At 49.2% G+C, this 24,202-nt stretch carries 28 protein-coding genes; 14 read left to right on the top strand and 14 right to left on the bottom strand.

Annotated features, from left to right (window positions below):
• Positions 1 to 2 precede the first annotated feature (2 nt).
• Positions 3 to 911 carry an ATP phosphoribosyltransferase gene (gene hisG, locus KGF88_RS06395; RefSeq protein WP_153826683.1) on the bottom strand — a complete coding sequence of 303 codons (909 nt, stop codon included), beginning with the start codon at positions 909 to 911 and terminating at the stop codon, positions 3 to 5.
• A 539-nt stretch (positions 912 to 1,450) separates the two neighbouring features.
• On the opposite strand from hisG, the gene KGF88_RS06390 reads away from it, so the two are divergent.
• The 10 genes from KGF88_RS06390 (at position 1,451) to KGF88_RS06345 (ending at position 11,004) form a co-directional block, all read left to right on the top strand.
• Entirely contained in the window at positions 1,451 to 3,373 is a 1,923-nt protein-coding gene (locus tag KGF88_RS06390) for an ATP-dependent DNA helicase (protein WP_153826682.1), read from the top strand.
• Positions 3,373 to 4,062, top strand: coding sequence for a tRNA (adenosine(37)-N6)-threonylcarbamoyltransferase complex dimerization subunit type 1 TsaB (gene tsaB / locus KGF88_RS06385; RefSeq protein WP_162014541.1), 690 nt, complete (start codon positions 3,373 to 3,375; stop codon positions 4,060 to 4,062). The genes KGF88_RS06390 and tsaB overlap by 1 nt, the downstream gene beginning before the upstream one ends.
• Before the next feature lie 120 nt (positions 4,063 to 4,182).
• Positions 4,183 to 4,770, top strand: a complete 588-nt coding sequence (locus KGF88_RS06380) for a Slp family lipoprotein (protein ID WP_153826681.1) — start codon at positions 4,183 to 4,185, stop codon at positions 4,768 to 4,770.
• Positions 4,771 to 4,772: 2 nt separating this feature from the next.
• Positions 4,773 to 5,702 carry an alpha/beta fold hydrolase gene (locus KGF88_RS06375; protein ID WP_153826680.1) on the top strand — a complete coding sequence of 310 codons (930 nt, stop codon included), beginning with the start codon at positions 4,773 to 4,775 and terminating at the stop codon, positions 5,700 to 5,702.
• Between the two features lie 73 nt (positions 5,703 to 5,775).
• Positions 5,776 to 7,452 carry a long-chain-fatty-acid--CoA ligase FadD gene (fadD, locus tag KGF88_RS06370; RefSeq protein WP_162014540.1) on the top strand — a complete coding sequence of 559 codons (1,677 nt, stop codon included), beginning with the start codon at positions 5,776 to 5,778 and terminating at the stop codon, positions 7,450 to 7,452.
• 3 nt (positions 7,453 to 7,455) lie between these two features.
• Positions 7,456 to 8,592 (top strand): ribonuclease D, encoded by a 1,137-nt coding sequence (gene rnd, locus KGF88_RS06365; RefSeq protein ID WP_153826678.1) that lies wholly within the window; start codon positions 7,456 to 7,458, stop codon positions 8,590 to 8,592.
• A gap of 20 nt (positions 8,593 to 8,612) precedes the next feature.
• Positions 8,613 to 8,891, top strand: a complete 279-nt coding sequence (locus KGF88_RS06360; RefSeq protein ID WP_110074695.1) for a YcgL domain-containing protein — start codon at positions 8,613 to 8,615, stop codon at positions 8,889 to 8,891.
• A complete protein-coding gene (locus KGF88_RS06355) occupies positions 8,884 to 9,879 on the top strand; it encodes a lytic murein transglycosylase (RefSeq protein WP_110074694.1) in 996 nt (331 codons plus the stop codon). Before KGF88_RS06360 ends, KGF88_RS06355 begins: the two co-directional genes overlap by 8 nt.
• Before the next feature lie 5 nt (positions 9,880 to 9,884).
• Positions 9,885 to 10,559: a fumarylacetoacetate hydrolase family protein gene (locus tag KGF88_RS06350; RefSeq protein ID WP_153826677.1), complete on the top strand. Its 675-nt coding sequence runs from the start codon at positions 9,885 to 9,887 to the stop codon at positions 10,557 to 10,559.
• Entirely contained in the window at positions 10,552 to 11,004 is a 453-nt protein-coding gene (locus KGF88_RS06345) for a YcgN family cysteine cluster protein (RefSeq protein WP_162014539.1), read from the top strand. Before KGF88_RS06350 ends, KGF88_RS06345 begins: the two co-directional genes overlap by 8 nt.
• A 23-nt stretch (positions 11,005 to 11,027) precedes the next feature.
• On the opposite strand, the gene dsbB is transcribed toward KGF88_RS06345, so the two are convergent.
• Positions 11,028 to 11,549, bottom strand: coding sequence for a disulfide bond formation protein DsbB (gene dsbB / locus KGF88_RS06340; protein WP_153826676.1), 522 nt, complete (start codon positions 11,547 to 11,549; stop codon positions 11,028 to 11,030).
• A gap of 212 nt (positions 11,550 to 11,761) precedes the next feature.
• On the opposite strand from dsbB, the gene fadR reads away from it, so the two are divergent.
• A complete protein-coding gene (fadR, locus tag KGF88_RS06335) occupies positions 11,762 to 12,472 on the top strand; it encodes a fatty acid metabolism transcriptional regulator FadR (protein WP_110074690.1) in 711 nt (236 codons plus the stop codon).
• 191 nt (positions 12,473 to 12,663) lie between these two features.
• Here fadR and sodB read toward each other — a convergent pair whose 3' ends face one another.
• A complete protein-coding gene (sodB, locus tag KGF88_RS06330) occupies positions 12,664 to 13,245 on the bottom strand; it encodes a superoxide dismutase [Fe] (RefSeq protein ID WP_110074689.1) in 582 nt (193 codons plus the stop codon).
• 242 nt (positions 13,246 to 13,487) lie between these two features.
• Here sodB and KGF88_RS06325 point away from each other — a divergent pair, with 242 nt between their 5' ends.
• Together KGF88_RS06325 and KGF88_RS06320 are read left to right on the top strand one after the other, a co-directional pair.
• Positions 13,488 to 13,823 carry a Grx4 family monothiol glutaredoxin gene (locus KGF88_RS06325; RefSeq protein WP_153826675.1) on the top strand — a complete coding sequence of 112 codons (336 nt, stop codon included), beginning with the start codon at positions 13,488 to 13,490 and terminating at the stop codon, positions 13,821 to 13,823.
• Between the two features lie 26 nt (positions 13,824 to 13,849).
• Positions 13,850 to 14,455: a peroxiredoxin gene (locus tag KGF88_RS06320; protein ID WP_110074687.1), complete on the top strand. Its 606-nt coding sequence runs from the start codon at positions 13,850 to 13,852 to the stop codon at positions 14,453 to 14,455.
• Between the two features lie 109 nt (positions 14,456 to 14,564).
• Here the strand turns inward: KGF88_RS06320 and dbpA are convergent, their stop codons facing one another.
• Positions 14,565 to 15,974: an ATP-dependent RNA helicase DbpA gene (dbpA, locus tag KGF88_RS06315; RefSeq protein WP_228759520.1), complete on the bottom strand. Its 1,410-nt coding sequence runs from the start codon at positions 15,972 to 15,974 to the stop codon at positions 14,565 to 14,567.
• A gap of 118 nt (positions 15,975 to 16,092) precedes the next feature.
• Here dbpA and KGF88_RS06310 point away from each other — a divergent pair, with 118 nt between their 5' ends.
• A complete protein-coding gene (locus tag KGF88_RS06310) occupies positions 16,093 to 16,530 on the top strand; it encodes a nucleoside deaminase (RefSeq protein WP_153826674.1) in 438 nt (145 codons plus the stop codon).
• Here the strand turns inward: KGF88_RS06310 and KGF88_RS06305 are convergent.
• Genes KGF88_RS06305 through rsxA form a run of 10 tightly spaced genes read right to left on the bottom strand, consistent with a single transcriptional unit; the run spans position 16,527 to position 24,049 of the window.
• Positions 16,527 to 17,129 carry a DUF2238 domain-containing protein gene (locus KGF88_RS06305; RefSeq protein WP_153826673.1) on the bottom strand — a complete coding sequence of 201 codons (603 nt, stop codon included), beginning with the start codon at positions 17,127 to 17,129 and terminating at the stop codon, positions 16,527 to 16,529. The genes KGF88_RS06310 and KGF88_RS06305 overlap by 4 nt on opposite strands.
• Before the next feature lie 53 nt (positions 17,130 to 17,182).
• A complete protein-coding gene (rnt, locus tag KGF88_RS06300) occupies positions 17,183 to 17,854 on the bottom strand; it encodes a ribonuclease T (protein ID WP_110074683.1) in 672 nt (223 codons plus the stop codon).
• Entirely contained in the window at positions 17,851 to 18,255 is a 405-nt protein-coding gene (gene gloA / locus KGF88_RS06295) for a lactoylglutathione lyase (protein ID WP_153826672.1), read from the bottom strand. Before gloA ends, rnt begins: the two co-directional genes overlap by 4 nt.
• Before the next feature lies 1 nt (position 18,256).
• A complete protein-coding gene (gene nth / locus KGF88_RS06290; RefSeq protein ID WP_054202968.1) occupies positions 18,257 to 18,898 on the bottom strand; it encodes an endonuclease III in 642 nt (213 codons plus the stop codon).
• 5 nt (positions 18,899 to 18,903) lie between these two features.
• Entirely contained in the window at positions 18,904 to 19,593 is a 690-nt protein-coding gene (locus KGF88_RS06285) for an electron transport complex subunit E (protein WP_110074681.1), read from the bottom strand.
• Positions 19,590 to 20,222: an electron transport complex subunit RsxG gene (rsxG, locus tag KGF88_RS06280; protein WP_416380903.1), complete on the bottom strand. Its 633-nt coding sequence runs from the start codon at positions 20,220 to 20,222 to the stop codon at positions 19,590 to 19,592. Before rsxG ends, KGF88_RS06285 begins: the two co-directional genes overlap by 4 nt.
• Positions 20,222 to 21,280, bottom strand: a complete 1,059-nt coding sequence (gene rsxD, locus KGF88_RS06275; protein WP_153826670.1) for an electron transport complex subunit RsxD — start codon at positions 21,278 to 21,280, stop codon at positions 20,222 to 20,224. The genes rsxG and rsxD overlap by 1 nt, the downstream gene beginning before the upstream one ends.
• Positions 21,277 to 22,905 carry an electron transport complex subunit RsxC gene (rsxC, locus tag KGF88_RS06270; RefSeq protein ID WP_153826669.1) on the bottom strand — a complete coding sequence of 543 codons (1,629 nt, stop codon included), beginning with the start codon at positions 22,903 to 22,905 and terminating at the stop codon, positions 21,277 to 21,279. The genes rsxD and rsxC overlap by 4 nt, the downstream gene beginning before the upstream one ends.
• Positions 22,905 to 23,468 carry an electron transport complex subunit RsxB gene (gene rsxB, locus KGF88_RS06265; RefSeq protein WP_110074677.1) on the bottom strand — a complete coding sequence of 188 codons (564 nt, stop codon included), beginning with the start codon at positions 23,466 to 23,468 and terminating at the stop codon, positions 22,905 to 22,907. The genes rsxC and rsxB overlap by 1 nt, the downstream gene beginning before the upstream one ends.
• Positions 23,465 to 24,049 (bottom strand): electron transport complex subunit RsxA, encoded by a 585-nt coding sequence (gene rsxA, locus KGF88_RS06260; protein ID WP_110074676.1) that lies wholly within the window; start codon positions 24,047 to 24,049, stop codon positions 23,465 to 23,467. The genes rsxB and rsxA overlap by 4 nt, the downstream gene beginning before the upstream one ends.
• Between the last annotated feature and the right edge of the window lie 153 nt (positions 24,050 to 24,202).

The raw sequence follows: 24,202 nt of genomic DNA, 5'->3' as shown, positions 1-24,202 counted from the left end.
ACTTAACCCATCATTTTTTCAATTGGTAAGACTAAAATGGAACTACAGCCGATGGCTTTAAGTTGTTCCATGGTTTCCCAGAATAAGGTTTCGGTGCTCACCACGTGCACTGCCACGAGTTCTTCGGTGTGGCTTAACGGCAGTACGGTAGGGCGCTCAGCACCAGGCAGTAACTGAACAACTTGCTCGAGTTGCGCAACCGGAGCGTGCAGCATGATGTACTTGCTTTCTTTCGCCATTTGCACGCCATCGATGCGCGGTAGCAATTGATCAACGATAGCTTGCTTGGCCGCAGGCAGGCTACCAGGGCGTTGAATTAACTGTGCTTGCGAGCGGAAGATGACTTCTTTTTCGATCAAGCCGTTGGCTTCTAAGGTGGCGCCGGTAGAGACTAAATCACAAATTGCATCGGCTAATCCGGCACGTGGAGCGACCTCAACACTCCCGGTAAGAATAGCGTTGCTGGCGCTGATACCTTGTTGCTGTAAGTAATTTTGCAACAGATAGGGGTAGGTGGTGGCAATGCGTTTGCCCTGTAAATCCGCTAACCCTTGATAATTGTCTTCTTTGGGAACCGCAATAGATAATCGACATTGGCCAAACTCTAGCGCCCGCAGACGAGTAAAGTCATAACTGATATTGGTAGCTTTACGTTCTAAACGCACTTCTTCCAGTACGTTTTCGCCAACCAAGCCAAGATCAACCACCCCATCCATCACCAAGCCTGGGATATCGTCGTCACGAACTCGTAACAAATCAACCGGTTGGTTACTGCTGTGCGCAAGTAAACGGGCCTCGTGCAGACTGAAGCGAAAGCCACAGGCTTGCAGTAGGGCAATGGATTCCGTGCTTAAACGACCTGATTTTTGAATGGCGATGGTTAATCGCTGTGAACTTTTATCTACAACCATAATATTCTCCAAATAAAAACCCCGCGAAGGATTGCCTTGCGGGGTTCTAGTTCGGAGAAGGCAATCCCAAATGAAATGAGTTAGCCTTCAGCACACAAAACTGGGCTAACGATATCTATGATGATGGTGGTGCCAGTTTTGCTTGGTCATAATGTACTCCATTAAATTACCAGTGTGTGCTCAATGATGCTGATGAAAGAGGTTTGAAGATTAAAAAGCAGGCATGTTATCGTCCTACTATGAAACCGTCTTTCTCATCAATTTGTGGCTTTATTGTATAGAAAAATGTGACGCCATCAAGCCTAGATTTATTGGATGATTAAATTTCCTGTCTGCAAGTTGTATAACTTTGGCGTGGCGGTTAAATGAGCCGGTCTTGTTACTATAAATAGGCTTGTTGGGCACCACCGCCAATCTAAATGATTCAGCTTGGCAGACGCCCCGATAAAGGCATCATGGTGTTATTACCCAAGTGACTTTTTGCCAACCATCAGCCGAGTTTATGATAGGCTTTAGTTTTCTCCGATACGAAAGACTTTATGGCCAAGATCAGTTCCTATTTTGAAGCCGACAGTGTGCTGGCACAAGCGCTGCCGGGATTTGCACCGCGCGCCGCGCAAACCACCATGGCCACCGCTGTTGCCAGCACCTTAAAAAAGCGGCAGCAATTAGTGGTCGAGGCTGAAACCGGCACCGGTAAGACTTATGCTTATCTGGTACCGGCGCTGTTAAGTGATGGTAAGGCCATTATTTCTACGGGTACTAAAGCCTTGCAAGAGCAGTTGTTTCACCGCGATCTTCCCACCTTGCGTAAACTGTTGGCGCCGAGCAAAGTGGTGGCGCTCCTCAAAGGACGCGCTAATTACTTGTGCATACATAGGTTGCAAGCAGCCCAAGCTCATGCCAGTGAACTCACTAAAGTACAGCAACAGCAGTTACGTGAGGTGCAGATTTGGGCGCAGCGTACCCGCGATGGCGATGTTGGCGCGATCAGCGGACTCCCAGAAGATGCTGAGATTTTGCCGGTGGTAACAAGTACGGTGGACAATTGCTTGGGCCGTGATTGCCCTCTGTACGATGATTGTCACCTGGTGCTGGCCCGCAAAAAGGCCTTAGATGCTGATTTAGTGGTGGTAAATCATCACTTATTCTTTGCTGATATGGCACTGAAGGATGTTGGTTTTGGTGAATTGGTACCAGCTGCTGATGCCGTGATTTTTGATGAGGCGCATCAGTTGCCAGATATTGCTAGTCAGTATTTTGGCGAAGCTGTGTCTAGTCGTCAGCTGCAAGAATTGGCCCACGAAATTAAGGTACTGTACTTAACCGAGCTTAAAGATTTGCGCCAGTTAGAAAAAGCCGCTGATAAACTCTTGTTAAGCTTACGCGATTGGCGCTTGGTGTTTCCGACCGAGCCACAACGCGGCAACTGGCGACAGCATGCGGCGCAAGCAGAAGTACAACAAGCGGCGCAAGCGGTAGAAGATAGCCTGACGTTTTTAGTGCAGGTAATAAAGCAAGCGTTGGGGCGCAGCAAAGATTTAGATAATGCCTACGACCGCTGTATCGATGGCTTGGCGAAATGGCAGTTGTTGATGGATACCCAACGTACTGGCTACAGTTTTTGGTATGAAACCACCGTGCGGCAAGTGACCTTGCATCAGACTCCCTTAAGTGTCGCTGATAAGTTTGGGGGCTATTTAAACCGCTCCGACATGGCGTGGATTTTTACCTCAGCAACCCTAGCCGTGGGCGAAGATTTTACCCACTTTACCCACCAGTTGGGTTTATACAAAGCGGCAACCTTATGCTTACCAAGCCCTTTTAATTTTGCTGAGCAGGCGGTCTTGTGTATGCCTCGATACTTGCCGCAACCCCATGAGTTTAGCATGGCGGACAAGCTGGTTGAGATAGTCCTGCAGGTGCTTGAAGTCAATACCAGCGGCGGTACGTTTGTGCTGTTTACCAGTCATCGCATGTTGCAACGGGTGGCGACTTTATTGGCCCCATTAACTGACCGTGAATTACTGGTGCAAGGTAGCACCAGTAAACGGGAGTTGTTGGAGCAATTTATCGCCAACGGGCGGGCGGTGTTGCTAGGCACAGCCTCGTTTTGGGAAGGTGTGGATGTGCGCGGCGATGCGTTACGCTGCGTAATCATCGATAAGTTACCCTTTGCATCGCCCGACGACCCCTTGCTGCAAGCGCGAGTCGAGGATTGTCGTTTACGTGGAGTTGAGCCCTTTATGCGAGTACAATTGCCACCTGCGATTATCGCACTCAAGCAGGGTGCGGGGCGACTCATTCGTGATGCCCATGACCAAGGTGTGTTGATTGTCTGCGATCAACGGTTGGTGACTAAACCTTACGGTGGCTTGTTTTTGAAAAGCTTGCCAGCCATGCGCAGAACGCGCGAATTAAATGATGCCTTAGAATTTTTAAAAGCTTTGGAGACCAGTTAGTGAAGCACACTGTTTTAGCCTTAGATACTTCTACCGAGATGTGCTCGGTAGCTTTGCGTGTGGGCAACCAATGGGCCCAGCGCAGCATGTTGGCGCCGCGTGAACATTCACAGAAAATTCTAACCTTAATTGATGAGGTACTAGCTGAGTTTGAGCTTGGTCTAGCAGACGTGGAACAGCTGGTGGTAGGCCACGGGCCGGGTAGTTTTACTGGGGTGCGCATTGGCGTTTCAGTGGCGCAAGGGTTGGCCTTCAGTCAGAACCTACCGGTAGTGGCCGTGAGTACCTTGGCCGCCTTGGCACAGCAAGCCATACGCTTACATGATGCGAAGACTATAGTGAGCGCCATTGATGCCCGAATGAATGAAGTTTACGTTGCGGTTTATCACAATCAAGCCGGGTTGGCGAAGCCGACCCTCGCGCCACAAATGGCCAGTCTAACGGCCTTAGCGCAACAACCTTGGTGGCCAGCAGGGCCAGTTACGGCAGTGGGCACGGGTTGGCAGGCTTATGGCGAGGTCTTAGCGGCGGGCGCTAGCGTACAGATTCTGGATGATGTCACCTTGCCGCTGGCAGAAGATATGATTCGCCTTGCTGATGCCGGTTTACCTGCAGTTGATGCGGCCGATCTTGAACCGCTTTATGTGCGTAATGAAGTGACTTGGAAAAAGCTACCGGGACGTGCATAACGCCGGCCGTTAAAAAGCCTGCTTGATACATAATTTTACAAGATATTTGCGGGAACTAACTGGTAACAAGGCTTTTCTAAACTATGCTATACAGATGCATGCACGCAGAGGAGTAGACAAATGAAACAGTTATGGTTGATAGGTCTTGCGGCACTTTTTCTAGGCGCATGTTCGTCCGTTCCTGATGAACTCGAAGTAGTCGATGAAGCAAGTTTGGTGAGTTATAAGAATGCGCTCGAGCAGCCGGAGCAATATATCGGCCAGCCAGCGCGTTGGGGCGGTATGATTGCAGCGGTGCGTAACACTGATGCGGGTACCGAAATCGAAGTGGTTCACTTAGAACTGCAAGGTTGGGGGCGTCCCGTTCCAAGCGATCAAAGCGATGGGCGGTTTCGTGCCAAAGTAGCCGGCTTTGTTGACCCCATGGTTTACAAAGAAGGGCGCTATATTACCTTTACCGGGACCATAGCCGCAGCTGAAACAGGAATGATTGACGAATACAACTATTTGTTCCCGGTACTGAATGCCAGTGGCAAATATTTGTGGCCGATTCAAAAAGAAAAAACTCAAGTTGAAGTAGATTATAGTTCGTTATGGTATCGTCACTACTACTTCAGCCGTCCGCACTACCCTGGCCCGGTGATTATTCGCAATACCCAGGGTGCTAGCGAGGGCGGTTCGGGCCAGTCAGATAAAGGAAATAATTGATTGTGACGACAACGGCAATAGCACCGTCTACGCAACTGCGTTATCAACAGGCTCGGCATCATGCTGAGCCTGTTTCTTTTGATTTACCCTGGGGCACCATGCGTGGTTTGCAATGGGGGCCTACAGATGGTTACCCACTCTTGGCTCTGCATGGCTGGCTGGATAATTGTCACAGCTTTTTGCCTCTTGCCGAAGAATTTTTGCAGTCGGATCTAGCCGGTGACTATCGTTTGATAGCACTGGATTGGGCTGGGCATGGGCATTCTGACCATCGACCGGCGGGCAATTATTATCCCTTTATCGATTATGTCTACGATATCTGGAGCTTGTGCCAGCAACAGCAATGGCCTCAGGTGGCTATTGTGGCCCATTCCATGGGTGCCTATGCGGCCAATATGTTGGCAGGCATTGCGCCAGAGTTAGTGAGCGAATTGTTGGCAATAGAGGCCTTCGGTTTGATTGCCACCGCTGCGGATAAAACCACAGCCGAGCTCCGCCAAGGCTTTCGTAGTCGTTGGCAGCAACAGCAAAAACAACCGCCACGCTATCCCAATCTTGATTTAGCCATCAGCGCCCGCGCTCAAGCTGGTGATTTTAGTCGAGAATTAGCGGCGCTTTTAGTTGAACGCGGCATTGAGCAATTCGGCCCCGAACATTATCAGTTTCGTGCTGATGGGCAACTGCGGGTAAGTTCTGCGGTGCGCTTAACTGCGGCTCAGATTGGTGATGTGCTAGCCCACATTGAATGTCCTTTTACCGTGCTGTTGGGTAGCCACGGACATCAGCGTCTAAAAACGGCCTTACAAGACTGGCGTGAGCAAGTTCCGCACCTACGAGTACACGAAGTTGAAGGCGGTCATCATGTTCATATGGAGCGCCCAGATGCGATTATTGGTTATTTATCACAGATAATTCGGCATCATAACGGCTAGGCAACACTGGTCGGATATGCGATGATTGCGTGTTAGTAAATTTTAATTAAAAGTATTCAGGAGCATGAAGCGCGTGGATAAAATTTGGCTAAAACGCTATCCAGCAGGGGTTCCGGAGACCATTGACCCGGATCACTTTAACTCGTTAATTGATATTTTTGAGCAAAGTGTAAAAACGTACGGCGATAAAGTTGCGTTTGTAAACATGGACACTGAGCTGACGTTTAATGAGTTAGATACGCTCAGTAAAGATTTTGCCGCTTACCTGCAACAGCAAGGTTTGCAAAAGGGCGATGCCGTCGCTTTGATGATGCCAAACTTACTGCAATATCCCATTGCGTTGTTTGGTGTATTGCGAGCTGGGATGACCGTGGTTAACGTGAACCCGCTATACACTGCCCGCGAATTAAAGCATCAGTTAAGTGATGCCAATGCGCAGGCCATTGTTATTTTGGATAACTTTGCGCACACCCTAGCGAAAGTGATTACTGAGGTACCGGTCAAGAAAGTGCTCCTGACCAGTATTGGTGACATGTTACCAGCACCGAAGCGTTGGATTGTTAACTTCGTAGTTAAATACGTGAAAAAGATGGTGCCAGCCTATTCGTTGCAGCATACGACGCAGTTCAAACAGGTACTAGCGCAAGGCGCCAAAGCTAAGTATCAACGACCGCAAATAAGTGGTGATGATCTGGCTTTCTTGCAATATACCGGCGGTACTACTGGGTTAGCTAAAGGCGCCATGTTGTCGCATCGCAATATGGTCGCGAACCTAGAAATGGTATCGGCGTTGGTCGCACCTTTGGTGGTGGATGGCGAAGAAACCGTGATCACGGCGTTGCCGCTGTACCATATCTTTGCGCTTACGGCCAACTGCTTGACCTTTATGAAGCACGGTGGACGCAATATTCTGATTACCAATCCGCGCGATATGCCAGGCTTCGTAAAAGAATTAAGCAAATACCCGTTCTCTATCATTTCTGGTGTGAACACCTTGTTTAATGGGTTATTACATGCCGATGGCTTTAAAGATTTAGATTTTTCCCATCTTAAGATCGCTTTAGGTGGCGGTATGGCAGTGCAACGCGCCGTTGCCGAGCACTGGGAGCGAGTGACTAAATCGCGCTTACTAGAAGGCTACGGCTTAACTGAATGTTCACCGATAGTGACCGTTAATCCTACGGATATAGAGCATTACAACGGTACCATAGGGTTGCCATTACCATCTACTGAAGTGCGTATCGTTGATGTCGATACTGGCGAGGTGTTACCACAAGGCGAAGCCGGCGAATTACAAGTGCGCGGCCCGCAAGTGATGGTAGGTTATCTGAACCGTCCTGATGAAACCGCCAAAGTGATGATTGATGGCTGGTTTGCCACAGGTGATATCGGTTTGATGGATGAGCAAGGCTTCTTCAAAATTGTGGACCGCAAAAAAGACATGATCTTAGTGTCAGGCTTTAATGTGTATCCTAACGAAATAGAAGACGTGATTGCTGAACATCCGAAAGTTCTTGAAGTTGCCGCAGTAGGGGTACCTCACGAAAGTTCGGGTGAGCAAGTCAAAATCTTTGTGGTACGCAAGGATAAGTCGCTCACTGAAAAAGAATTGATTGCGTATTCACGTGAAAATATGACCGGTTATAAAGTGCCAAAATTAGTGGAGTTCCGTGAGGAGCTACCAAAAACTAATGTCGGGAAAATTTTACGGCGTGAGTTACGTGACGAAGAAGAGGCCAAAGCGAAATAATTAATGCTTCCTTTTAATCTGATCACCACTGCAGAGCAGCTTGCTGGGTTTTGCCAACAAGCTGATTCTGCAAGTTTTTTAGCGGTAGACACGGAATTTGTCCGTACCCGCACCTATTATGCCAAATTAGGTTTAATCCAGGTTCGCGCCGATGACTTGCTGGTGTTGATTGACCCACTTGCAGTGACGGATTTAACGCCACTGTGGCAGTTGTTCGCCAATCAACAACAACCCCTCGTGATTCATGCCGGTGGCGAAGACTATGAGATCTTGTCCCAGCACATGGGGCAGGTGGTGACTGGCGTGTTTGATACCCAAATTGCGGCAGCGGTAGCTGGCCATGGCGATGCGTTAGGCTACGCTGCCCTAGTGGCTCATTATAACCAAGTAGAGCTGGACAAATCCCAATCAAGAACCGATTGGCTGCAACGGCCTTTGGCAACTGAGCAGCTTGATTATGCCGCGGCTGATGTGTTTTATTTGCATCAAATTTACCCGCAGCTGTTGGCAGAGTTAAGCCCTGAGCAGCTAGCGATTGTGTTAGAAGAAACGGCGCTGCAAGTACAAAAGCGTGCCCATCAAGACCCACCACATTGGCTTTATTTGAGTTTTGGTAATGCTTGGCAGTGCAATCGCCAACAACTGGCGGTATTGCGTGAGTTATTGCAATGGCGTTTAGCGCGGGCACAGAAATCTGATATTCCACTGAGCTTTGTCGCTAAAGATCATACCTTACTTGAGCTGGCACGACGCATGCCAAGCAGTATTCATCATCTACGTGGGGTGACCGACTTATCTCCGGTGACAGTACGCTACGCTGGTGAAGCCCTGCTGCAAGCCATCAGCAAAGGGGCTCATGCCAGTGAGCAACCAGCGAGTTTAGAACGCTTAACGGATATGCGCGGCTATAAAGTGGTGTTCAATGAGTTGAAGAAGCGCGTTAACGAGGTTGCTGCTGAACTGCAGTTACAGCCCAGTTTGGTCGCCTCACGGCGTCAAATCAACGATGTGATTCATTGGTTTTGGCAAGTGCCAGCCGCTGCTCAAGCAGAATTAATGACGCCAGACTTGTTAACGGGTTGGCGCGGGGCTAAGCTGAAAGCATTCGCTGAAAAGTTATTATCTCAGCATCACTCATAAATGAAAGAGAGCGCCTGACTATGTTGTGTGCGATTTATCGCAGTCCGCGCCGCGCGGATACCTATTTATATATGCCGCATCCTGCCGACTTTACAAAACTTCCTGAACCTTTGCAGCAAAGTTTCGGTCAACCTATTCATGTGATGACGCTCGCCTTAACTGAATCGCGCTCGTTAGCGCGGTTGAGTGTGGCAGAGTTAAAGCAACACTTAACTGAGCCTGGGTTCTATTTACAACTACCCGAGCCACAGGAAAACCTATTAAAAACATTGAAACCAAAGGAGTCTTTCAATGATTAAAGCATGTTGTTCGGTTGCCGTAGCACTGTTAATGGGGCTAAGCGCTACTGTGGCTCAGGCCAATGAGAACGAAATTAGTGCTGATGGTTTCGCTGCTTATGTGGCCAAACTTAAACAAGAAGCCTTGGCCGATGGTTACGCCCAAAGTACCTTAGACACAGCTTTTGCTGAGGTGAAACTGTACCAACGATCGGTTAAAGCCGATCGTAATCAACCGGAATTCAAACTCACGCTGGATACTTACTTACCGCGTGCTGTCCCTGAGTGGAAAGCCAAAAAGGCAGTAGAGAAATACCAAGAGCACCGCGATTTATTAGAGCAAATTGGCGCTGAATATGGCGTACAACCGCGGTTTATCGTGGCGCTGTGGGGCATTGAAACCAATTTTGGTAGCTTTACTGGCGGCCAAGACGTGATTTCAGCGCTCACCACCATGGCTTACGAAGGGCGTCGTGAGGCCTTTTTTAAGAAAGAATTATGGCACGCACTCACCATCGTAGAAGAACAGCATATTCCGATTGAACAAATGCGCGGCTCGTGGGCCGGTGCTATGGGACAAACCCAGTTTATGCCAAGTTCATTCATGCAGTACGCAGTGGACTATGATGGCGATGGTCGTAAAGATATCTGGGGCTCGATGGGCGATGTCTTTGCCTCGGCGGCCAACTACCTTAAATCTGTGGGCTGGCGGGATGATGTTACTTGGGGTCGCCAAGTGCAACTACCAGACTCTTTTGATGCCAGTTTAGCTTCGTTGAAAACCAAGAAAACTCTAGCTGAATGGCAACAATTGGGCGTGCGTCGAATGGACGGGAGTGATTTACCGCAACGGGACGATATTGAAGCCTCTGTGGTGATTCCTGATGACCAGCAGGGCCGCGTCTATCTCGCTTATACCAATTACGATGCCCTGATGCGCTGGAACCGTTCGCACTACTTTGTGGCAGCGGTGGGTTATTTGTCGGATCGTATTCGGTTTCCGCGGTAATTGGTATGTATCAAGCGGACCAGCTTGCTTTACCGCAACCGTCGAAAATTGTGTGTGTGGGCCGCAATTATGCGGCCCATGCAGCTGAGTTAGGTAATGAGGTGCCGGCGGCACCGTTACTGTTTATGAAGCCCCCCTCGAGCATCACCTATTTACCCAAGGTGACGATTCCAACCCAGCAAGGTGAATGCCAACATGAAGTTGAACTCGCGGTGCTGATTGGGCAGCCCTTGACCGCAGCGACCCCTGCCAGCGCACAAACGGCCATTGCTGCCGTAGGGGTGGCGTTAGATTTAACCCTGCGTGAGGTGCAATGCCAGCTCAAAGCGCAAGGGCAGCCATGGGAGCGTGCCAAAGCCTTCGATGGCGCCTGTGTGCTATCTAGTTGGCTCACAAGCGCAGAACTGGCGCTGGATCAACCCTTGCAGTTTGGCCTAGAGGTAAATGGCCAACCGCGGCAACAGGGGGATTCGCGGCTGATGATCTTTCCGATTGCAGAACTCTTAGCTGAAGTGAGTCAGTCTTTTAGCTTAGTCCCTGGCGATGTGGTGTTAACCGGAACTCCTGCCGGTGTGGCCGGGTTAGCGGTTGGTGATGAGTTAAAGCTGTGGTTGCAGCCGGCTGATAGTGGCTCTAGCGCCTGGCAATGGCAGGGCCAGGTGGAGGCCGGACGTGGCTAAACCATTTTGGCAAACTACGCCATTAGCTGAGATGACGACCGAGCAGTGGGAGTCACTCTGTGATGGTTGTGGCAAGTGCTGCTTACATAAGCTGGTGGATGATGACACCGATGAGCTCTATTTTACCGATGTCAGTTGCCAACTACTTTGCGCTGAGAGCGGCAGCTGCAAGCAGTATGCGACGCGCTTCGACATCGTTCCTGATTGTGTAGTGATAAGCCAAGACAACTTGCAGCAGTTGTATTATTTACCTAACAGCTGTGCTTACCGTCGTCTTGCTGAAGGGCGTTCGTTGCCAAGTTGGCATCCGTTACGTCACCAAGGTAGTAAAGATGCCATGGTGGCAGCGGGGATGAGCGTGGTGGGCCGAGTTATCAATGAACGCGACTTTGCGGCCGAATTAGAAGACCGCATCGTGACTTGGCCGCTGCAAGATACCCCTTGATAGCTTTTTAACCCTTACCCCTTTTAAAGAGCACGCTGCACTAGTAAACGAATCAGCATGACCGCCACGGCTACGATGGCATAACTAGCAAAAATGATTTGCATCCACATCGGCATACTTAAGCCGGCAAATTGCCAGTCAATATCGCCACATAGGCCGGGTGCACCAAAGAGATTAGGCAGCAACTCGTGCAAGGGTAACCAGCTAGGAAAGTTAGGAAAGGCCTCGCAGACAATAAAAAAGGAGTTTTCTGCTTGCTGTAGCTGCACGTGTTCGGCCGCGATAACATAGCCCCAAACTGCTGCCACCAGCCAAGCCAACCAAGCTAAACTGCGCAACAGCAGCTGTTGTGGTCTTAGGAGGCCAACAAAGGCAGCCAAGCCAATGGCGATGATGGCGGTTCGTTGGTAAATACATTTAACGCAAGGTTCAATGCCCAAACCATGTTGGACATAAAGCGCAAAGCTAAGTAAAGCTAAAACGCTCAACAATAACAACAACCAGGGCAAACGTTGCGTTGGTAGCTTGGCTAGATGTTTTAACATACTGAGTCTCTTCACAATGATGTACTGCCGGCACCTTACCTTAGCAGCTTAAAATTGTCGATAATAATGATGCGCTGACGGGCTCAATCAAGATCTCGGTAAATATTTTCGCAAAACTTGTCCGACCATTGAAAAGGCTGGTAGAATCAGCCCTCACTATGACAAATATCAGCAGTAAGCAGGCACCCGTTATTCAAACTACAGGGCATTTCATGATCATCAAAGCAAAGAGTCCAGCAGGTTTTGCCGAGGAATATATCGTAAAATCTATATGGAACGGGCATTTTGCGCCAGGTACCATTCTTCCCGCAGAACGAGAGCTGTCCGAGTTGATTGGGGTAACCCGCACCACCTTACGTGAAGTTTTGCAGCGGCTGGCCCGTGACGGTTGGTTAACCATTCAACATGGTAAGCCTACACGGGTGAATAACTTCTGGGAAACTTCAGGCCTTAACATTCTCGAAACCTTAGCTAGGTTAGATGAAGATGGTATGCCTGAATTGGTGGATCAATTGTTGTCGGCACGTACTAATATCAGTGCCATTTACATTCGCCAAGCGGTTCGAAATGCACCAGAACGAGTAGCCGAATTACTCACCGCTGCGGCTACCTTAGAAGATAGTGCCGAAGCCTTCAGTCAATATGATTATCAATTGAATCATGACTTAGCCATGGCCTCTGGCAATCCTATTTATGTGTTGGTACTGAACGGCTTTAAAGGCTTGTATTCACGGATTGGTAATTTTTACTTCTCAAATCCACAAGCTCGGCAATTAGCTCGCAAATACTACGCGGATTTAAAAACCATGGCGGCAGATTCGCGCCGTGACGATGCGGTATTATTAGTACGCGAATACGGTTATCAATCGGGCCGTATCTGGCATAGCATGCGCAGTGAGATCCCTGATAACTTAGTTGAGTAAGTATTGGTTGAGTAAGTATTGGTTGAGTAAGTATTGGTTGAGTAAGTATTGGTTGAGTAAGTACTGGTTGAGTAAGCACTGGTTAAGTAAGTACGGGTTGGATATAAAAAAACTCCAGTTACTGTAAGCACAGTACTGGAGTTTTTTTTATGGGCACCGAGTGCATGCACTCGGGCCATGAGCGAAACGGATTAAGCGAAGTTTTTCGCTACGAAATCCCAGTTCACTAAGTTCCAAAATGCATTTAAGTAGTTTGGACGGGCATTACGGTAATCGATGTAGTAGGCGTGTTCCCACACATCAACAGTTAAAATAGGGGTTACTGAAGCATCAGTTAACGGGGTTTCAGCGTTGCTGGTGTTTACGATAGCAACCGAACCATCCGCCTTTTTAACTAGCCAAGTCCAACCAGAACCGAAGTTGCCAGCTGCTTGGGCACTAAATTCTTCTTTGAACTTAGCGAATGAACCAAACGCCGCATTAATTGCGTCCGCTACCGCACCAGTTGGCTCGCCGCCGCCATTTGGGCTTAAGCAGTGCCAGTAGAAAGTGTGGTTCCACACTTGTGCTGCGTTATTGAACACGCCACCTTTGCTAGACTTGATGATGTCTTCTAGCGATTGGCTTTCTAAGTCAGTACCAGCTACCGCATCATTTAATTTGGTAACATAAGTCTGATGGTGCTTACCGTAGTGGTATTCAATGGTTTCAGCTGAAATGTGTGGCTCTAGTGCATCTTTTGCATAAGGCAATGCTGGTAATTCAAATGCCATGTCGACTCTCCGTTATTATTTGCGTATGGATTTTGAAACATTCTAGTTTCTCATGCCAATGCATTCTAGCATTGAAATAAGATCCTGCAGTCACTATATAGTTAGATTGTGGCATAAAAGTTTATTTCAAGGGGGCTGGCTGGGTTTATTTAACCTAACTACTTACTTTGGGAGTGCTGATAAGGCAGGCTCGATATGCTAAACTAATGGCCATTTTAAAACGCTCTACATCTGAGGTATGCATGGAAACTGTTGAAAAGATCAAACAGCAAATTGCTGAAAACCCTATTCTGTTATACATGAAAGGGTCACCTAAATTACCAAGCTGTGGATTTTCTGCGCAAGCATCGCAAGCACTAATGAGCTGTGGTCAGCCATTTGCTTATGTTGATATTTTGCAAAACCCAGATATTCGTGCAGAATTACCCGCTTACGCTGATTGGCCTACCTTTCCACAATTGTGGATTGAAGGCGAATTAGTGGGTGGTTGTGACATCATTTTGGAAATGTTCCAAAAAGGTGAATTGCAGGCTTTAATTGCAGAAGTTGCTGAGCGCCATCCGGCCCCAGCAGAATAAGTAAACCTAGAAAACGGAGATATAACATGGGTGTATTAGTAGGTCGTAAGGCTCCTAACTTCACTGCTGCAGCGGTATTAGGAAACGGTGAAATTGTTGATAGCTTTAACTTATACGAGCAAATTAAAGGTAAGAAAGCGGTTGTTTTCTTTTACCCATTAGATTTCACCTTCGTATGTCCTTCTGAGTTGATCGCATTTGACCACCGTTTAGAAGAATTCAAAAAACGTGGTGTAGAAGTTATCGGTGTGTCTATCGATTCACAATTCACGCACAACGCATGGCGTAACACCGCTGAAGCAGACGGCGGCATTGGTGCGGTTAAATATCCATTAGTAGCCGACGTTAAGCATTCAATTTGCCGTGCTTACGATGTTGAGCATCCAACTGACGGCGTGGCTTTCCGTGCGTCATTCTTGATCGATGAAGAAGGCGTGGTACGTCATCAAATCGTGAACGACTTGCCATTAGGCCGCAACATCGACGAAATGATTCGTTTGGTTGACGCGTTAAACTTCCACCAGAAACACGGTGACGTGTGCCCAGCTGGTTGGAAAGAAGGCGACGAAGGCATGAAAGCAGACCCTAAAGGGGTAGCAGACTACTTGTCGAAAAACGCTGGCAAACTGTAATAGCCTAAACTTTTAGACTAATTCAAAGAATAAGCCCCAGCTACTGGTTTCAGTGCTGGGGCTTTTTTTGTGGCCTTTTACGGCATGGCGACAAGAGATTGGCTGCCCGTTAGAGCGCTCGTGCGCGAAAGCGCTTACCTTTGATTTTGTCGTTATTGAGAATGGCCAGTGCGGCTTTCACCTGAGCTTTGCGGACCGTCACAAAAGACCACTGGCTAAGTACTTTGATTTTACCTATCGCGTCTACTTTCAGTTGATTATCTTTGGTGAGGGCGCCAACAATGTCACCTGGGCGCAGTTTATCTTTCTTGCCCCCAGTGATTTGCAGCGTACTCCACAGTGCGGGCAAGCTAAGATTAGCCGCAGCCGCAGCCGGTGCTGGTAGTGCTAACAGCTGAATAGGTTTATCGAGTTGGTCTTCTAGCAGATGCCTTTGATAGTTATCCTGTGCCCCTAGTAGCGTAATAGCTAGGCCAGCACTGCCAGCCCGCCCAGTACGGCCAATGCGATGGGTGTGGGTATCAAGGTCATGGGCCATATGCACGTTAATCACCAAGGGTAATTGATCCACATCCACGCCCCGCGCGGCGACATCCGTTGCAACTAACACGCGGACACTACCATGGAGAAATTGAATCATTGCTTGATCGCGCTGTTTTTGGTCAAGATCACCATTTAAGGCGGTGGCGCTAATGCCTTGGCCGAGCAAGTGGGTCACAATGTTTTGCGTCTCAGCTTTGGTATTACAGAACACCATACAGCTGGGTGGCTGTAATTGGAGCAGAAGATTTGCCACTGCGTTCGCGGCAGTGTCGGTTAACTCATAAAAACGTTGGGTAATAGCCGCTGGTACTGCAGCATCTTCCGCTTGAATATGCTTTGCCTGCTGGCTTACCTGTTGCGCTAGTTGGGCGATAGTGGTTGGGTAGGTGGCACTAAACAATAACGTTTGGCGCTGGCCCGGTAGCGTCTTCACAATAGCCTTAAGATCATCGATAAAGCCCATTTCTAGCATGCGATCCGCTTCATCCAAGACCAACGTGTGGATGGCTGCTGTGCTGAAAGCTTGCTGCTGCAGCAAATCTAGAATACGCCCTGGCGTACCCACCAGAATGTTTGCACCGTGCTGCAATGACTCACGCTGGCCTCGCGCTGGCACCCCACCACAAAGTGTCAGTACTTTCACATCGCCGATGGCTTTGGCAAGACTACGAATGACTTCGGCTACTTGTTCGGCCAGCTCACGTGTTGGACACATTACCAGTGCTTGAGGTGCTTGCTGAGCGGGCACCAGCTTGGTTAACAAGCCTAGCGCAAAGGCTGCGGTTTTTCCGGAGCCGGTTGGGGCCTGTACCACCACATCTTGGCCCGCCAAAATCACCGGCAAACTGCCTGCTTGAACGGGGGTCATGGTGCTGTAGCCAAGCTCGGCCACGCGTTGCAACAAATTGGCTGCTAACGGAAGCTGACTGAACTGGCTGAGAGGAGGTTGGGTGGTTGGCATTGCGACAGTGCTCATGATAGATGTGCTAACTTATACGTGATGAATAGACGGTTCATAATAGCAGAATTTGGGCTATGCTGGATATCAGAGAAAGTATTTATGGTGAATCTGCAAAACATCAGGAGCGCAAACAATGGATGAATTTATGCAAGCGGCTATCGCTGAAGCAAAACAAGGCTTAGCTGAGGGCGGGGTGCCCATAGGTTCGGTACTGGTGCACCAAGGCAAGATCATCGGTCGTGGCCATAATCGAAGGGTTCAAAGTGGCAGCCCTATTTTGCATGGCGAAATGGATGCCCTTGAAAATGCCGGGAGGCAACCGGCGAAAGTTTATCGGGAATGCACCATTTACACCACCTTATCCCCTTGTTGCATGTGCGCAGGAGCAATTGAGCTCTATGGCATCAAGAAGGTAGTTATTGGTGAAAATCAGACCTTTATGGGTGCTGAACAGCGCTTGCTTGAGGCCGGAATTGAGGTGGAGGTAAGGCAGGATGCTAGCTGTATCGAATTAATGCAAAACTTTATTCAGCAGCATCCGCAGTTATGGCATGAAGACATTGGGGTTTAGTCTTTAGCAGGCTTAACCCAATGCGAGAAATAGAACAAGACTAGCGCGGCAATAGCTCCTAGGGTATCAGCCAGCATGTCTTTTTGCGCATCCCAGGGGTCACCTTGTGAGCCCAGAAATTCGATGCCGGCATTGCCGCCTTCAATCACCGCGAATTGCCATTCAATGATCTCGTAGGCGGCGGCTACGGCCATGATTAAAAACAGCCCGAATAACATCGCCGTCACGGGGCGAGCCCATTGCTTACGCAGCAATAACTCAGCCGCTGCATAGGCATAAAAGCCCACACTAAAATGAGCCACCCGGTCGTAATGATTACGCTCAAAGGCAAAGGTTTCGGTGACCCAATCAAATGGCACTTTGGCAAAGGTGTAATGCGCACCTATGGTGTGCATGATGAGTAGCACGCTCATCAAAAGGTAGCTGGTATTGCTAAACTGAAAGTGCTTGTAGGTGACGGCCAAGCCGATAAAGATCGCAAAAATAGGTACCATTTCAGCCCACCAAACCCGATTATCAGCAGGCGCTATGGCTGACCAGCAGACGACCACCACAAACAGGCTGGCTAAGAATAATGGAACACGGTGATGGGTGGGCATATGCGTTTCCTTGTTATTGTTTGTGTTATGCGCCAGTTAAGTGCCAGCGAGGCTTAGCTGTTGCTTGCTGGTTGCAAGGGCCAGCCACCGAGATCTTGATAGCGATTAACCATATAGCAAAACAGCTCAGCTGTACGTTCAGTATCATACAGGGCAGAATGCGCTTGTTTACTATCAAAGGCAATACCAGCTGCTTGGCATGCTTTGATCAGCACGGTTTGACCTAAAAACACCGCAGCTAAAGCGGCCGTGTCAAAAGTAACAAACGGATGGAACGGATTACGTTTGAGTTGTGCTCGCTCTGCTGCTGCCATAACAAAGCTATGATCAAAGGTCGCATTGTGGCCGACTAAAATACAACGTTGGCAACCCGCGTCTTTTTGCGCTTTACGAATCGGCTTGAACATGTCTTTGAGAGCTTCGCTCTCTGCTACTGCGCCGCGTAGGGGCGAGTGCGGATCAATGCCATTAAAATCGATGGCTGCTTGCTCAATGTTAGCACCTTCGAAAGGCTCAACATGATAGTGCAAAGATTTGGCCGGTTGCAGTTGTCCGGCCTGATTGAATTCCAGAATAACCGCGGCGACTTCAAGTAAGGCATCAGTTTTGGCATTAAAACCTGCGGTTTCAACGTCAATAACGACCGGCATGTAGCCGCGAAAGCGCTCTTGCATAGTCACCGCAGCAGCGGGTGCAGTGCTGGCTGGCGTTGGCGTCTGGCTCATAAATCTCCAGGATTGGCTGCGCTACGCTCAATTAACTCAATGGCATAACCGTCCGGATCACGCACAAAAGCAATGATGGTTTTACCACCTTTAACCGGCCCCGGCTTACGATAAACATCAGCACCAGCTTGCTCTAATTGCTCACAAACTTGATAAATATCGCTAACACCAATAGCAATATGGCCAAAGGCACCGCCGTGTTCGTATTCAGTAACACCCCAATTGTAAGTTAACTCAAGCACGCTATGGTCAGCTTCATCGCCGTAACCAACAAACGCCAGAGAATACTTGTATTCTTCGTTATCAGCGGTACGTAATAGCTTCATGCCCAATAGTTCGGTGTAAAATTGAATGGAGCCTTGCAGGTCGCCAACACGTAGCATGGTGTGCAGTAGTCTCATGTTAAACCTCGTCTGATGTCTTCTGTTTAAATTCGCACAAATCTTCGATTAAGCAACTGCCACATCTTGGTTTACGCGCAATACAGGTGTATCGCCCGTGTAAAATAAACCAGTGATGAGCATCTACTTTAAATTCGGCCGGAATCACTTTTTCTAGTCTATCTTCTACCGCTCGGACGGTTTTGCCTGGCGCAAATTTAGTCCGATTCGCAACCCGAAAAATATGGGTATCGACGGCAATAGTGGGCCAGCCAAACGCTGTATTGAGCACCACGTTAGCGGTTTTGCGTCCAACCCCTGGCAAGGCTTCTAGAGCCTCGCGGTCTTCTGGCACAGCGCCTTGATGTTGATTCACCAAGATAGTACAAGTTTTGATGATGTTCTCAGCCTTGGCATTAAAGAGGCCGATGGTTTTAATGTACTCTTTAACGCCGTCCACGCCCAAGGCTAACATGGCTGCCGGAGTATTGGCTGCGGCAAAGAGTTTACGAGTCGCTTTATTTACCCCAACATCGGTGGCTTGGGCCGATAACAACACAGCAATCAGTAACTCAAAACTCGAGTTGTACTCAAGTTCCGTAGTAGGGTGCGGATTGTGCTCGCGCAAGCGCGTTAAAATGGCAATACGTTTGTCTTTATTCATGATAGTTATTGGGCCGTAACCCGAGCCCGCGTTACTTGTTTTTCTGGTGTTTTGGCGCGCTCGGCTTGGCGCTGATCGAACCAGTTTTTACCCGCAATGATAAAGCCCATCACAATAAAGGCCCCCGGCGGCAAAATCGCCAACAGCAGCGGGTAGTCAAATTGAACCAGTTCGATACGTAGCTCACTGGCCCATGCTCCTAGCAGTAAATCGGCACCATCAAACAGGGTGCCGTTACCGATAATCTCACGAATGGCGCCTAACAACACCAGTACTAAGGTGAAGCCTAAGCCCATCATCAGGCCATCAAACGCCGATTTTTGCCAGGGGTTCTTGGAGGCATAAGCTTCGGCACGACCAATGATGGCACAATTGGTGACGATCAGCGGAATGAAAATACCCAGCGATTGATACAAGCCATACACATAAGCGTTCATCAATAATTGCATGACGGTAACAAAGGTTGCAATCACCATCACAAACACCGGAATACGAATTTCTTTAGGAACCCAGTCGCGCACTAGTGATACGGTGACGTTAGAACCCACCAACACCAGTAAGGTTGCCAAACCAAGCCCCAACGCATTGGTTACCGTTGAGGTAACTGCGAGCAGAGGGCACAGGCCTAGCAGTTGCACTAAGGCAGGGTTGTTGGTCCACAAGCCCTGTAGGGTTAACTCTTTGTAGGCGTTCATGAGCTTACTCCGGCACAGTTGTTAGGGGCCGCGAACCACTGTTGCTGTTGCTGCTGAAATAACAGGTTGGCACGTTTTACTGCCTGCACTACGGCTCTTGGGGTGATAGTAGCGCCAGTAAATTGATCAAACATACCGCCATCGCGAGTCACGGCCCAGCGGTTGTCATCAGCTCCTTGCACGGTTAAACCGTTGAAACTGGTGATCCAATCATCTTTGCGGATCTCAATTTTATCACCCAAGCCCGGGGTTTCTTGATGGCGTAGGGTACGCACGCCACTAACCTCACCGGCGACGGTGAAGGCTACTAGTAGTTCAATCGCACCACTGTAACCATTCGGTGCGGTCACTTCTACCGCTAAGGCGGTGGCTTGCTGGTTCAGGCTAGCCCGATAAATGCGATGAGAGCCAGGCCCTAGTTCAGCATGGTCAACTAAACTACAGCTCTGGTACAAGTCGTTATCATGCAGCTCAGGTGGAATTAATTGGTTCAGCACTTGCAACAATTCTTGCTCTTGTTGGCGCTTAATGGGCTCCTCGGTAAACTGAGCTGTGGCCACAATGAGCAGGGTTGCAACAATAGCGAACAAGGCTAGAACCATACCATTATGGCGCATACTTTTGCCGATCATGTTCTACCTCCATGGCCATAGGCTAGCGGTTGGCTGTACTTATCAATCACGGGAACGGCCATATTAGCTAGCAACACCGCAAAGGCAACAGCATCAGGGTAGCCCCCCCAAGTGCGAATCACCATCACTAAAGCGCCAATGATGAGGCCGAAAATGAAGCGGCCTTTGTTAGACGTTGCCGCTGTTACCGGATCGGTGGCAATAAAAAAGGCCCCCAACATGGTTGCACCACTCATCAGATGTAGCCAAGGAGAGATGCTTTGATCCGGATTGAACAACCACAACAAAGTGGCAGGCACCGTTAAGCCTAGCAGCACCCCGGCCGGGATATGCCAACTGATAATACGTTGATAAATAAGCACCAAGCCGCCAAGCAAAAAGGCCAGATTGAGGTAGCCCCAGCCAACCCCAGCAAAACTTCCGAAAATAGGCTTTTGCAGCGCTTCTGCGGTGGTGAGTTGATGACTAAGATCGGTGCGTAAGCTATCTAGGGGAGTCGCCATTGTGACCCCATCAATGCCACTACGCAATTGCTCTAAACTATAGCCTGCTTGGCTATAACCACTGCTGATTAACTGCCACGTATCGGCTAGCGATAACTGTAACTGTGCCAGTTGTTGTGGGATCGGCCAACTGGTCATCTGTACCGGAAAGGACACCAGTAACAGCACGTAGCCAGCCATGGCAGGATTAAATAGATTTTGGCCAACGCCACCATAGACATGCTTCACCACCAAGATGGCAAAGGCGGTGCCAATCACAATGATCCACCAAGGTGCCAAGCTGGGTATGCTAATGGCTAACAACACCGCAGTCACTATGGCGGTATGATCCTGCCAGGCACTCGCTACGGAGCGTCCACGAACACGCATCACGGCGGCTTCACAAATCCATGCTGTGAGTAATGCTAACAGCAGTTGTAAGAAAATCCCTAAGCCAAAAAAGTAGCTGTGTACCAAGATGCCAGGAATTACCGCTAGGTAAACCCAACGCATCACTTGCGTGGTGGTACGCCGTTGGTGAGCGTGGGGCGATGCGGCTATTTTAAATGTCATGATGATTCACCTTCGGCAGAGTCGTTGGCCTTGGCGGCAGCAGCAGCTTGTGCGGCTTTGCGAGCTTTGGCCCGAGCAATAGCTGCTTGGACCGCATCTTGCGGGTTATCAGCGCCAGCGGCGACCGCTTCAGCTTGGGCCGCTTTACGTGCTTCAGCAGCTTGCCGATGACGTTCTAATCGTTCTTGTTTTTCGCGTTCAAGGCGCTCTTGGCGCGCTTCAAAGCGTTCACGTGCAATTTCTGCCTTGGCTTTTTCGCGCGCAATATTGCGGATCTCAGCTTTGGCTTTACGATAGTAATGCACCAACGGAATTTCACTTGGGCAGACGTAAGCGCAGGCTCCACATTCAATACAGTCAAACAGGTTCTGTTGCTCGAGGCCATCATAATCTTTGGCTTTGGCCAGCCATTGCAGTTGCTGCGGCAACAGTTGCGCCGGGCACACGTCAGCACAGGCGCCACACCGAATGCAATTCATTTCTTGTTGGGCTGGGGCTAACTCGGTAGTGGAGGGCAATAATAAGCAGTTGGTGATTTTCACCACCGGCACTTGTAAATTTGCCAAGGCAAAGCCCATCATTGGCCCGCCCATGATCACCCGTTGTGCAGCCTTACCGGTAGTTTCATGAAAGCCCGCATAAGCTAGCAGATCAGCGACAGGGGTACCGAGACGAACCCAATAGTTACCCGGTTTATCCACTTGTTCACCGGTGACGGTAACCACCCGTTGTATTAACGGTATGCCCAGTACGATAGCTTGATGAATGGCAAACGCAGTTCCTACGTTGTGCATCAATAAGCCGACATCAATCGGCAGGCCGCGACTGGGAACTTGCCGTCCGGTTAAAATTTCAATCAGTTGCTTCTCGCCGCCCGAGGGGTATTTTACCGGCACTTGGCGTAACGCAATCCTGCTTGCTGTTGCAGCGCGTTCACTGAGTAACTGGGTAAATATCGCAATCGCCTCAGGCTTGTTCTCTTCAATTGCAATCAAGGCTTTGTTGCAACCGCTAACCTGCATTAAGATCTCGGTGCCACTGATGATTTCGGCGGCATGTTCACGCATTAAGCGATCATCAGCAGTAATATAGGGTTCGCATTCCACGCCATTGATAATGAGATACTCAAGCGGACGTTGTAACGCTAATTTTTGTGCACTAGGAAAGCCCGCACCGCCTAAACCTGCAATCCCGGCTGCTTGAATACGCTCTAACAGCTCAGCCCGACTTAATTGCTGATAATCAGGGCAGGGAGTGGTTGGATACCATGCATCTTGGCCATCGGCAGCAAGGGTAATGGTGAGGTCAGTTAGGCCCGACGGATGAGCGATCGGCTGTTCGTCGATCGCCAGCACTGTACCCGAGGTAGGAGCGTGCACGGGTAAGCCACGTTGTAAGCCCGGTTGGGTGAGTGGTTGGCCAGCACGGACGTCGTCGCCGACAGCGACCAGTATTTCACCACTGTTACCACTGTGTTGCTTTACCGGCACCACAAACGTCTTGCTTAACGGCAAGGTTTGGATGGGCGTTTGGTTCGATAGCTGTTTGCGCTCGGGCGGATGAATGCCGCCGTGAAAGCTCCACAACTGACCTGCCTCAATAGCACTGATGTTGATCGCGGACATTATTTAGCTGACTCCACAACAGTCACTGGAATCTGTTCTAGGTTCCATTGCCAATTTTCTGGGCGCACGGGTACCGGCACCATATCAATACAATCCACTGGACAGGGCTCCACGCAAAGATCACAGCCCGTACATTCATGGGCTATAACCGTATGCATTTGCTTGGCGGCACCTAAAATGGCATCTACCGGACAAGCCTGAATACACTTGGTACAGCCGATACATTCATCTTCACGGATCACCGCAACCTTTTTAACATCCTCGGTACCATGAGCGGCATCAAGAGGTTGTGGTTCCACGCCCATCAACTCAGCTAGTTGCTTAATGGTTGCTTCGCCGCCCGGAGGGCATTTATTGATGGCATCGCCGTTGGCAATGGCTTCGGCATAGGGGCGACAGCCGGGATAGCCGCACTGACCACATTGGGTTTGCGGCAAAATAGCATCAATTTGATCCACAATAGGATCGCTTTCCACTTTAAAGCGTACCGCCGCGAAGCCAAGAATAAGCCCAAACACCAGCGCCAGTACACCTAACACAATGATGGCAGTCAACATACTCATGCGTTGGTCACCAAGCCGCTAAATCCCATAAAGGCTAATGACATCAGACCGGCTGTAATCATCGCCACCGCCGCACCTTTAAACGGCAACGGCACATCGGCCGCAGCTAGGCGTTCGCGCAACGCTGAAAACAAAATAAGGACCAGCGAGAAGCCGAGCGCTGCACCCAAGCCATAGATGATCGACTCGACAAAATTATGTTGTTCATTGATATTTAACAAAGCCACACCAAGCACCGCACAGTTGGTAGTAATTAACGGTAAAAAGATGCCCAGTAAACGGTATAACGTGGGGCTAGTTTTATGTACGACCATTTCAGTGAATTGTACCACTACGGCAATCACTAAAATGAAACTCAATGTTTGCAGCGCCATTAAGTCTAGCGGTGCCAAGATGTATTGGTTAACAAGGTAGCTACATACCGAGGCTAACGTCAGCACAAAGGTGGTCGCAGCCGACATACCAATGGCTGTTTCTAGCTTATTAGACACGCCCATAAAGGGACATAATCCAAGAAATTTAACCAACACGAAATTGTTGACTAGTACTGTTGCAACCAACAGCAGCAAGTAGTCACTCATGAAGATACCTGTTCGCTCTTTATCGATACTGCATATTATCGAATTTTTAGCCGCTATAAACAACCGATCAAATGTAGTGTTATTAGCATTTGTCATCGATTGTTCATCGAGTTGTCACAGAGCTGCCATGGCTACTGGTTAAATTTGCGCCAG

Source organism: Idiomarina loihiensis (assembly GCF_024584785.1).
Taxonomy (GTDB): domain Bacteria; phylum Pseudomonadota; class Gammaproteobacteria; order Enterobacterales; family Alteromonadaceae; genus Pseudidiomarina; species Pseudidiomarina fusca.
The sequence above is the reverse complement of the archived record's forward strand: the minus strand, read 5'-3'. Positions and strand labels throughout refer to the sequence as shown.

Bases quoted from the DNA above. Each gene is read 5' to 3' on its own strand.
- gloA (WP_153826672.1), bottom strand. From the start codon at position 18,255: ATGAGACTACTGCACACCATGCTACGTGTTGGCGACCTGCAAGGCTCC.
- KGF88_RS06380 (WP_153826681.1), top strand. From the start codon at position 4,183: ATGAAACAGTTATGGTTGATAGGTCTTGCGGCACTTTTTCTAGGCGCA.
- rnt (WP_110074683.1), bottom strand. From the start codon at position 17,854: ATGAGCCAGACGCCAACGCCAGCCAGCACTGCACCCGCTGCTGCGGTG.
- rsxD (WP_153826670.1), bottom strand. From the start codon at position 21,280: ATGACATTTAAAATAGCCGCATCGCCCCACGCTCACCAACGGCGTACC.
- nth (WP_054202968.1), bottom strand. From the start codon at position 18,898: ATGAATAAAGACAAACGTATTGCCATTTTAACGCGCTTGCGCGAGCAC.
- hisG (WP_153826683.1), bottom strand. From the start codon at position 911: ATGGTTGTAGATAAAAGTTCACAGCGATTAACCATCGCCATTCAAAAA.
- KGF88_RS06310 (WP_153826674.1), top strand. From the start codon at position 16,093: ATGGATGAATTTATGCAAGCGGCTATCGCTGAAGCAAAACAAGGCTTA.
- KGF88_RS06325 (WP_153826675.1), top strand. From the start codon at position 13,488: ATGGAAACTGTTGAAAAGATCAAACAGCAAATTGCTGAAAACCCTATT.
- rnd (WP_153826678.1), top strand. From the start codon at position 7,456: ATGCTTCCTTTTAATCTGATCACCACTGCAGAGCAGCTTGCTGGGTTT.
- fadR (WP_110074690.1), top strand. From the start codon at position 11,762: ATGATCATCAAAGCAAAGAGTCCAGCAGGTTTTGCCGAGGAATATATC.
- KGF88_RS06320 (WP_110074687.1), top strand. From the start codon at position 13,850: ATGGGTGTATTAGTAGGTCGTAAGGCTCCTAACTTCACTGCTGCAGCG.
- KGF88_RS06355 (WP_110074694.1), top strand. From the start codon at position 8,884: ATGATTAAAGCATGTTGTTCGGTTGCCGTAGCACTGTTAATGGGGCTA.
- KGF88_RS06305 (WP_153826673.1), bottom strand. From the start codon at position 17,129: ATGCCCACCCATCACCGTGTTCCATTATTCTTAGCCAGCCTGTTTGTG.
- KGF88_RS06285 (WP_110074681.1), bottom strand. From the start codon at position 19,593: ATGAACGCCTACAAAGAGTTAACCCTACAGGGCTTGTGGACCAACAAC.
- KGF88_RS06350 (WP_153826677.1), top strand. From the start codon at position 9,885: ATGTATCAAGCGGACCAGCTTGCTTTACCGCAACCGTCGAAAATTGTG.
- dsbB (WP_153826676.1), bottom strand. From the start codon at position 11,549: ATGTTAAAACATCTAGCCAAGCTACCAACGCAACGTTTGCCCTGGTTG.
- KGF88_RS06360 (WP_110074695.1), top strand. From the start codon at position 8,613: ATGTTGTGTGCGATTTATCGCAGTCCGCGCCGCGCGGATACCTATTTA.
- sodB (WP_110074689.1), bottom strand. From the start codon at position 13,245: ATGGCATTTGAATTACCAGCATTGCCTTATGCAAAAGATGCACTAGAG.
- dbpA (WP_228759520.1), bottom strand. From the start codon at position 15,974: ATGAGCACTGTCGCAATGCCAACCACCCAACCTCCTCTCAGCCAGTTC.
- rsxC (WP_153826669.1), bottom strand. From the start codon at position 22,905: ATGTCCGCGATCAACATCAGTGCTATTGAGGCAGGTCAGTTGTGGAGC.
- KGF88_RS06390 (WP_153826682.1), top strand. From the start codon at position 1,451: ATGGCCAAGATCAGTTCCTATTTTGAAGCCGACAGTGTGCTGGCACAA.
- rsxA (WP_110074676.1), bottom strand. From the start codon at position 24,049: ATGAGTGACTACTTGCTGCTGTTGGTTGCAACAGTACTAGTCAACAAT.
- rsxB (WP_110074677.1), bottom strand. From the start codon at position 23,468: ATGAGTATGTTGACTGCCATCATTGTGTTAGGTGTACTGGCGCTGGTG.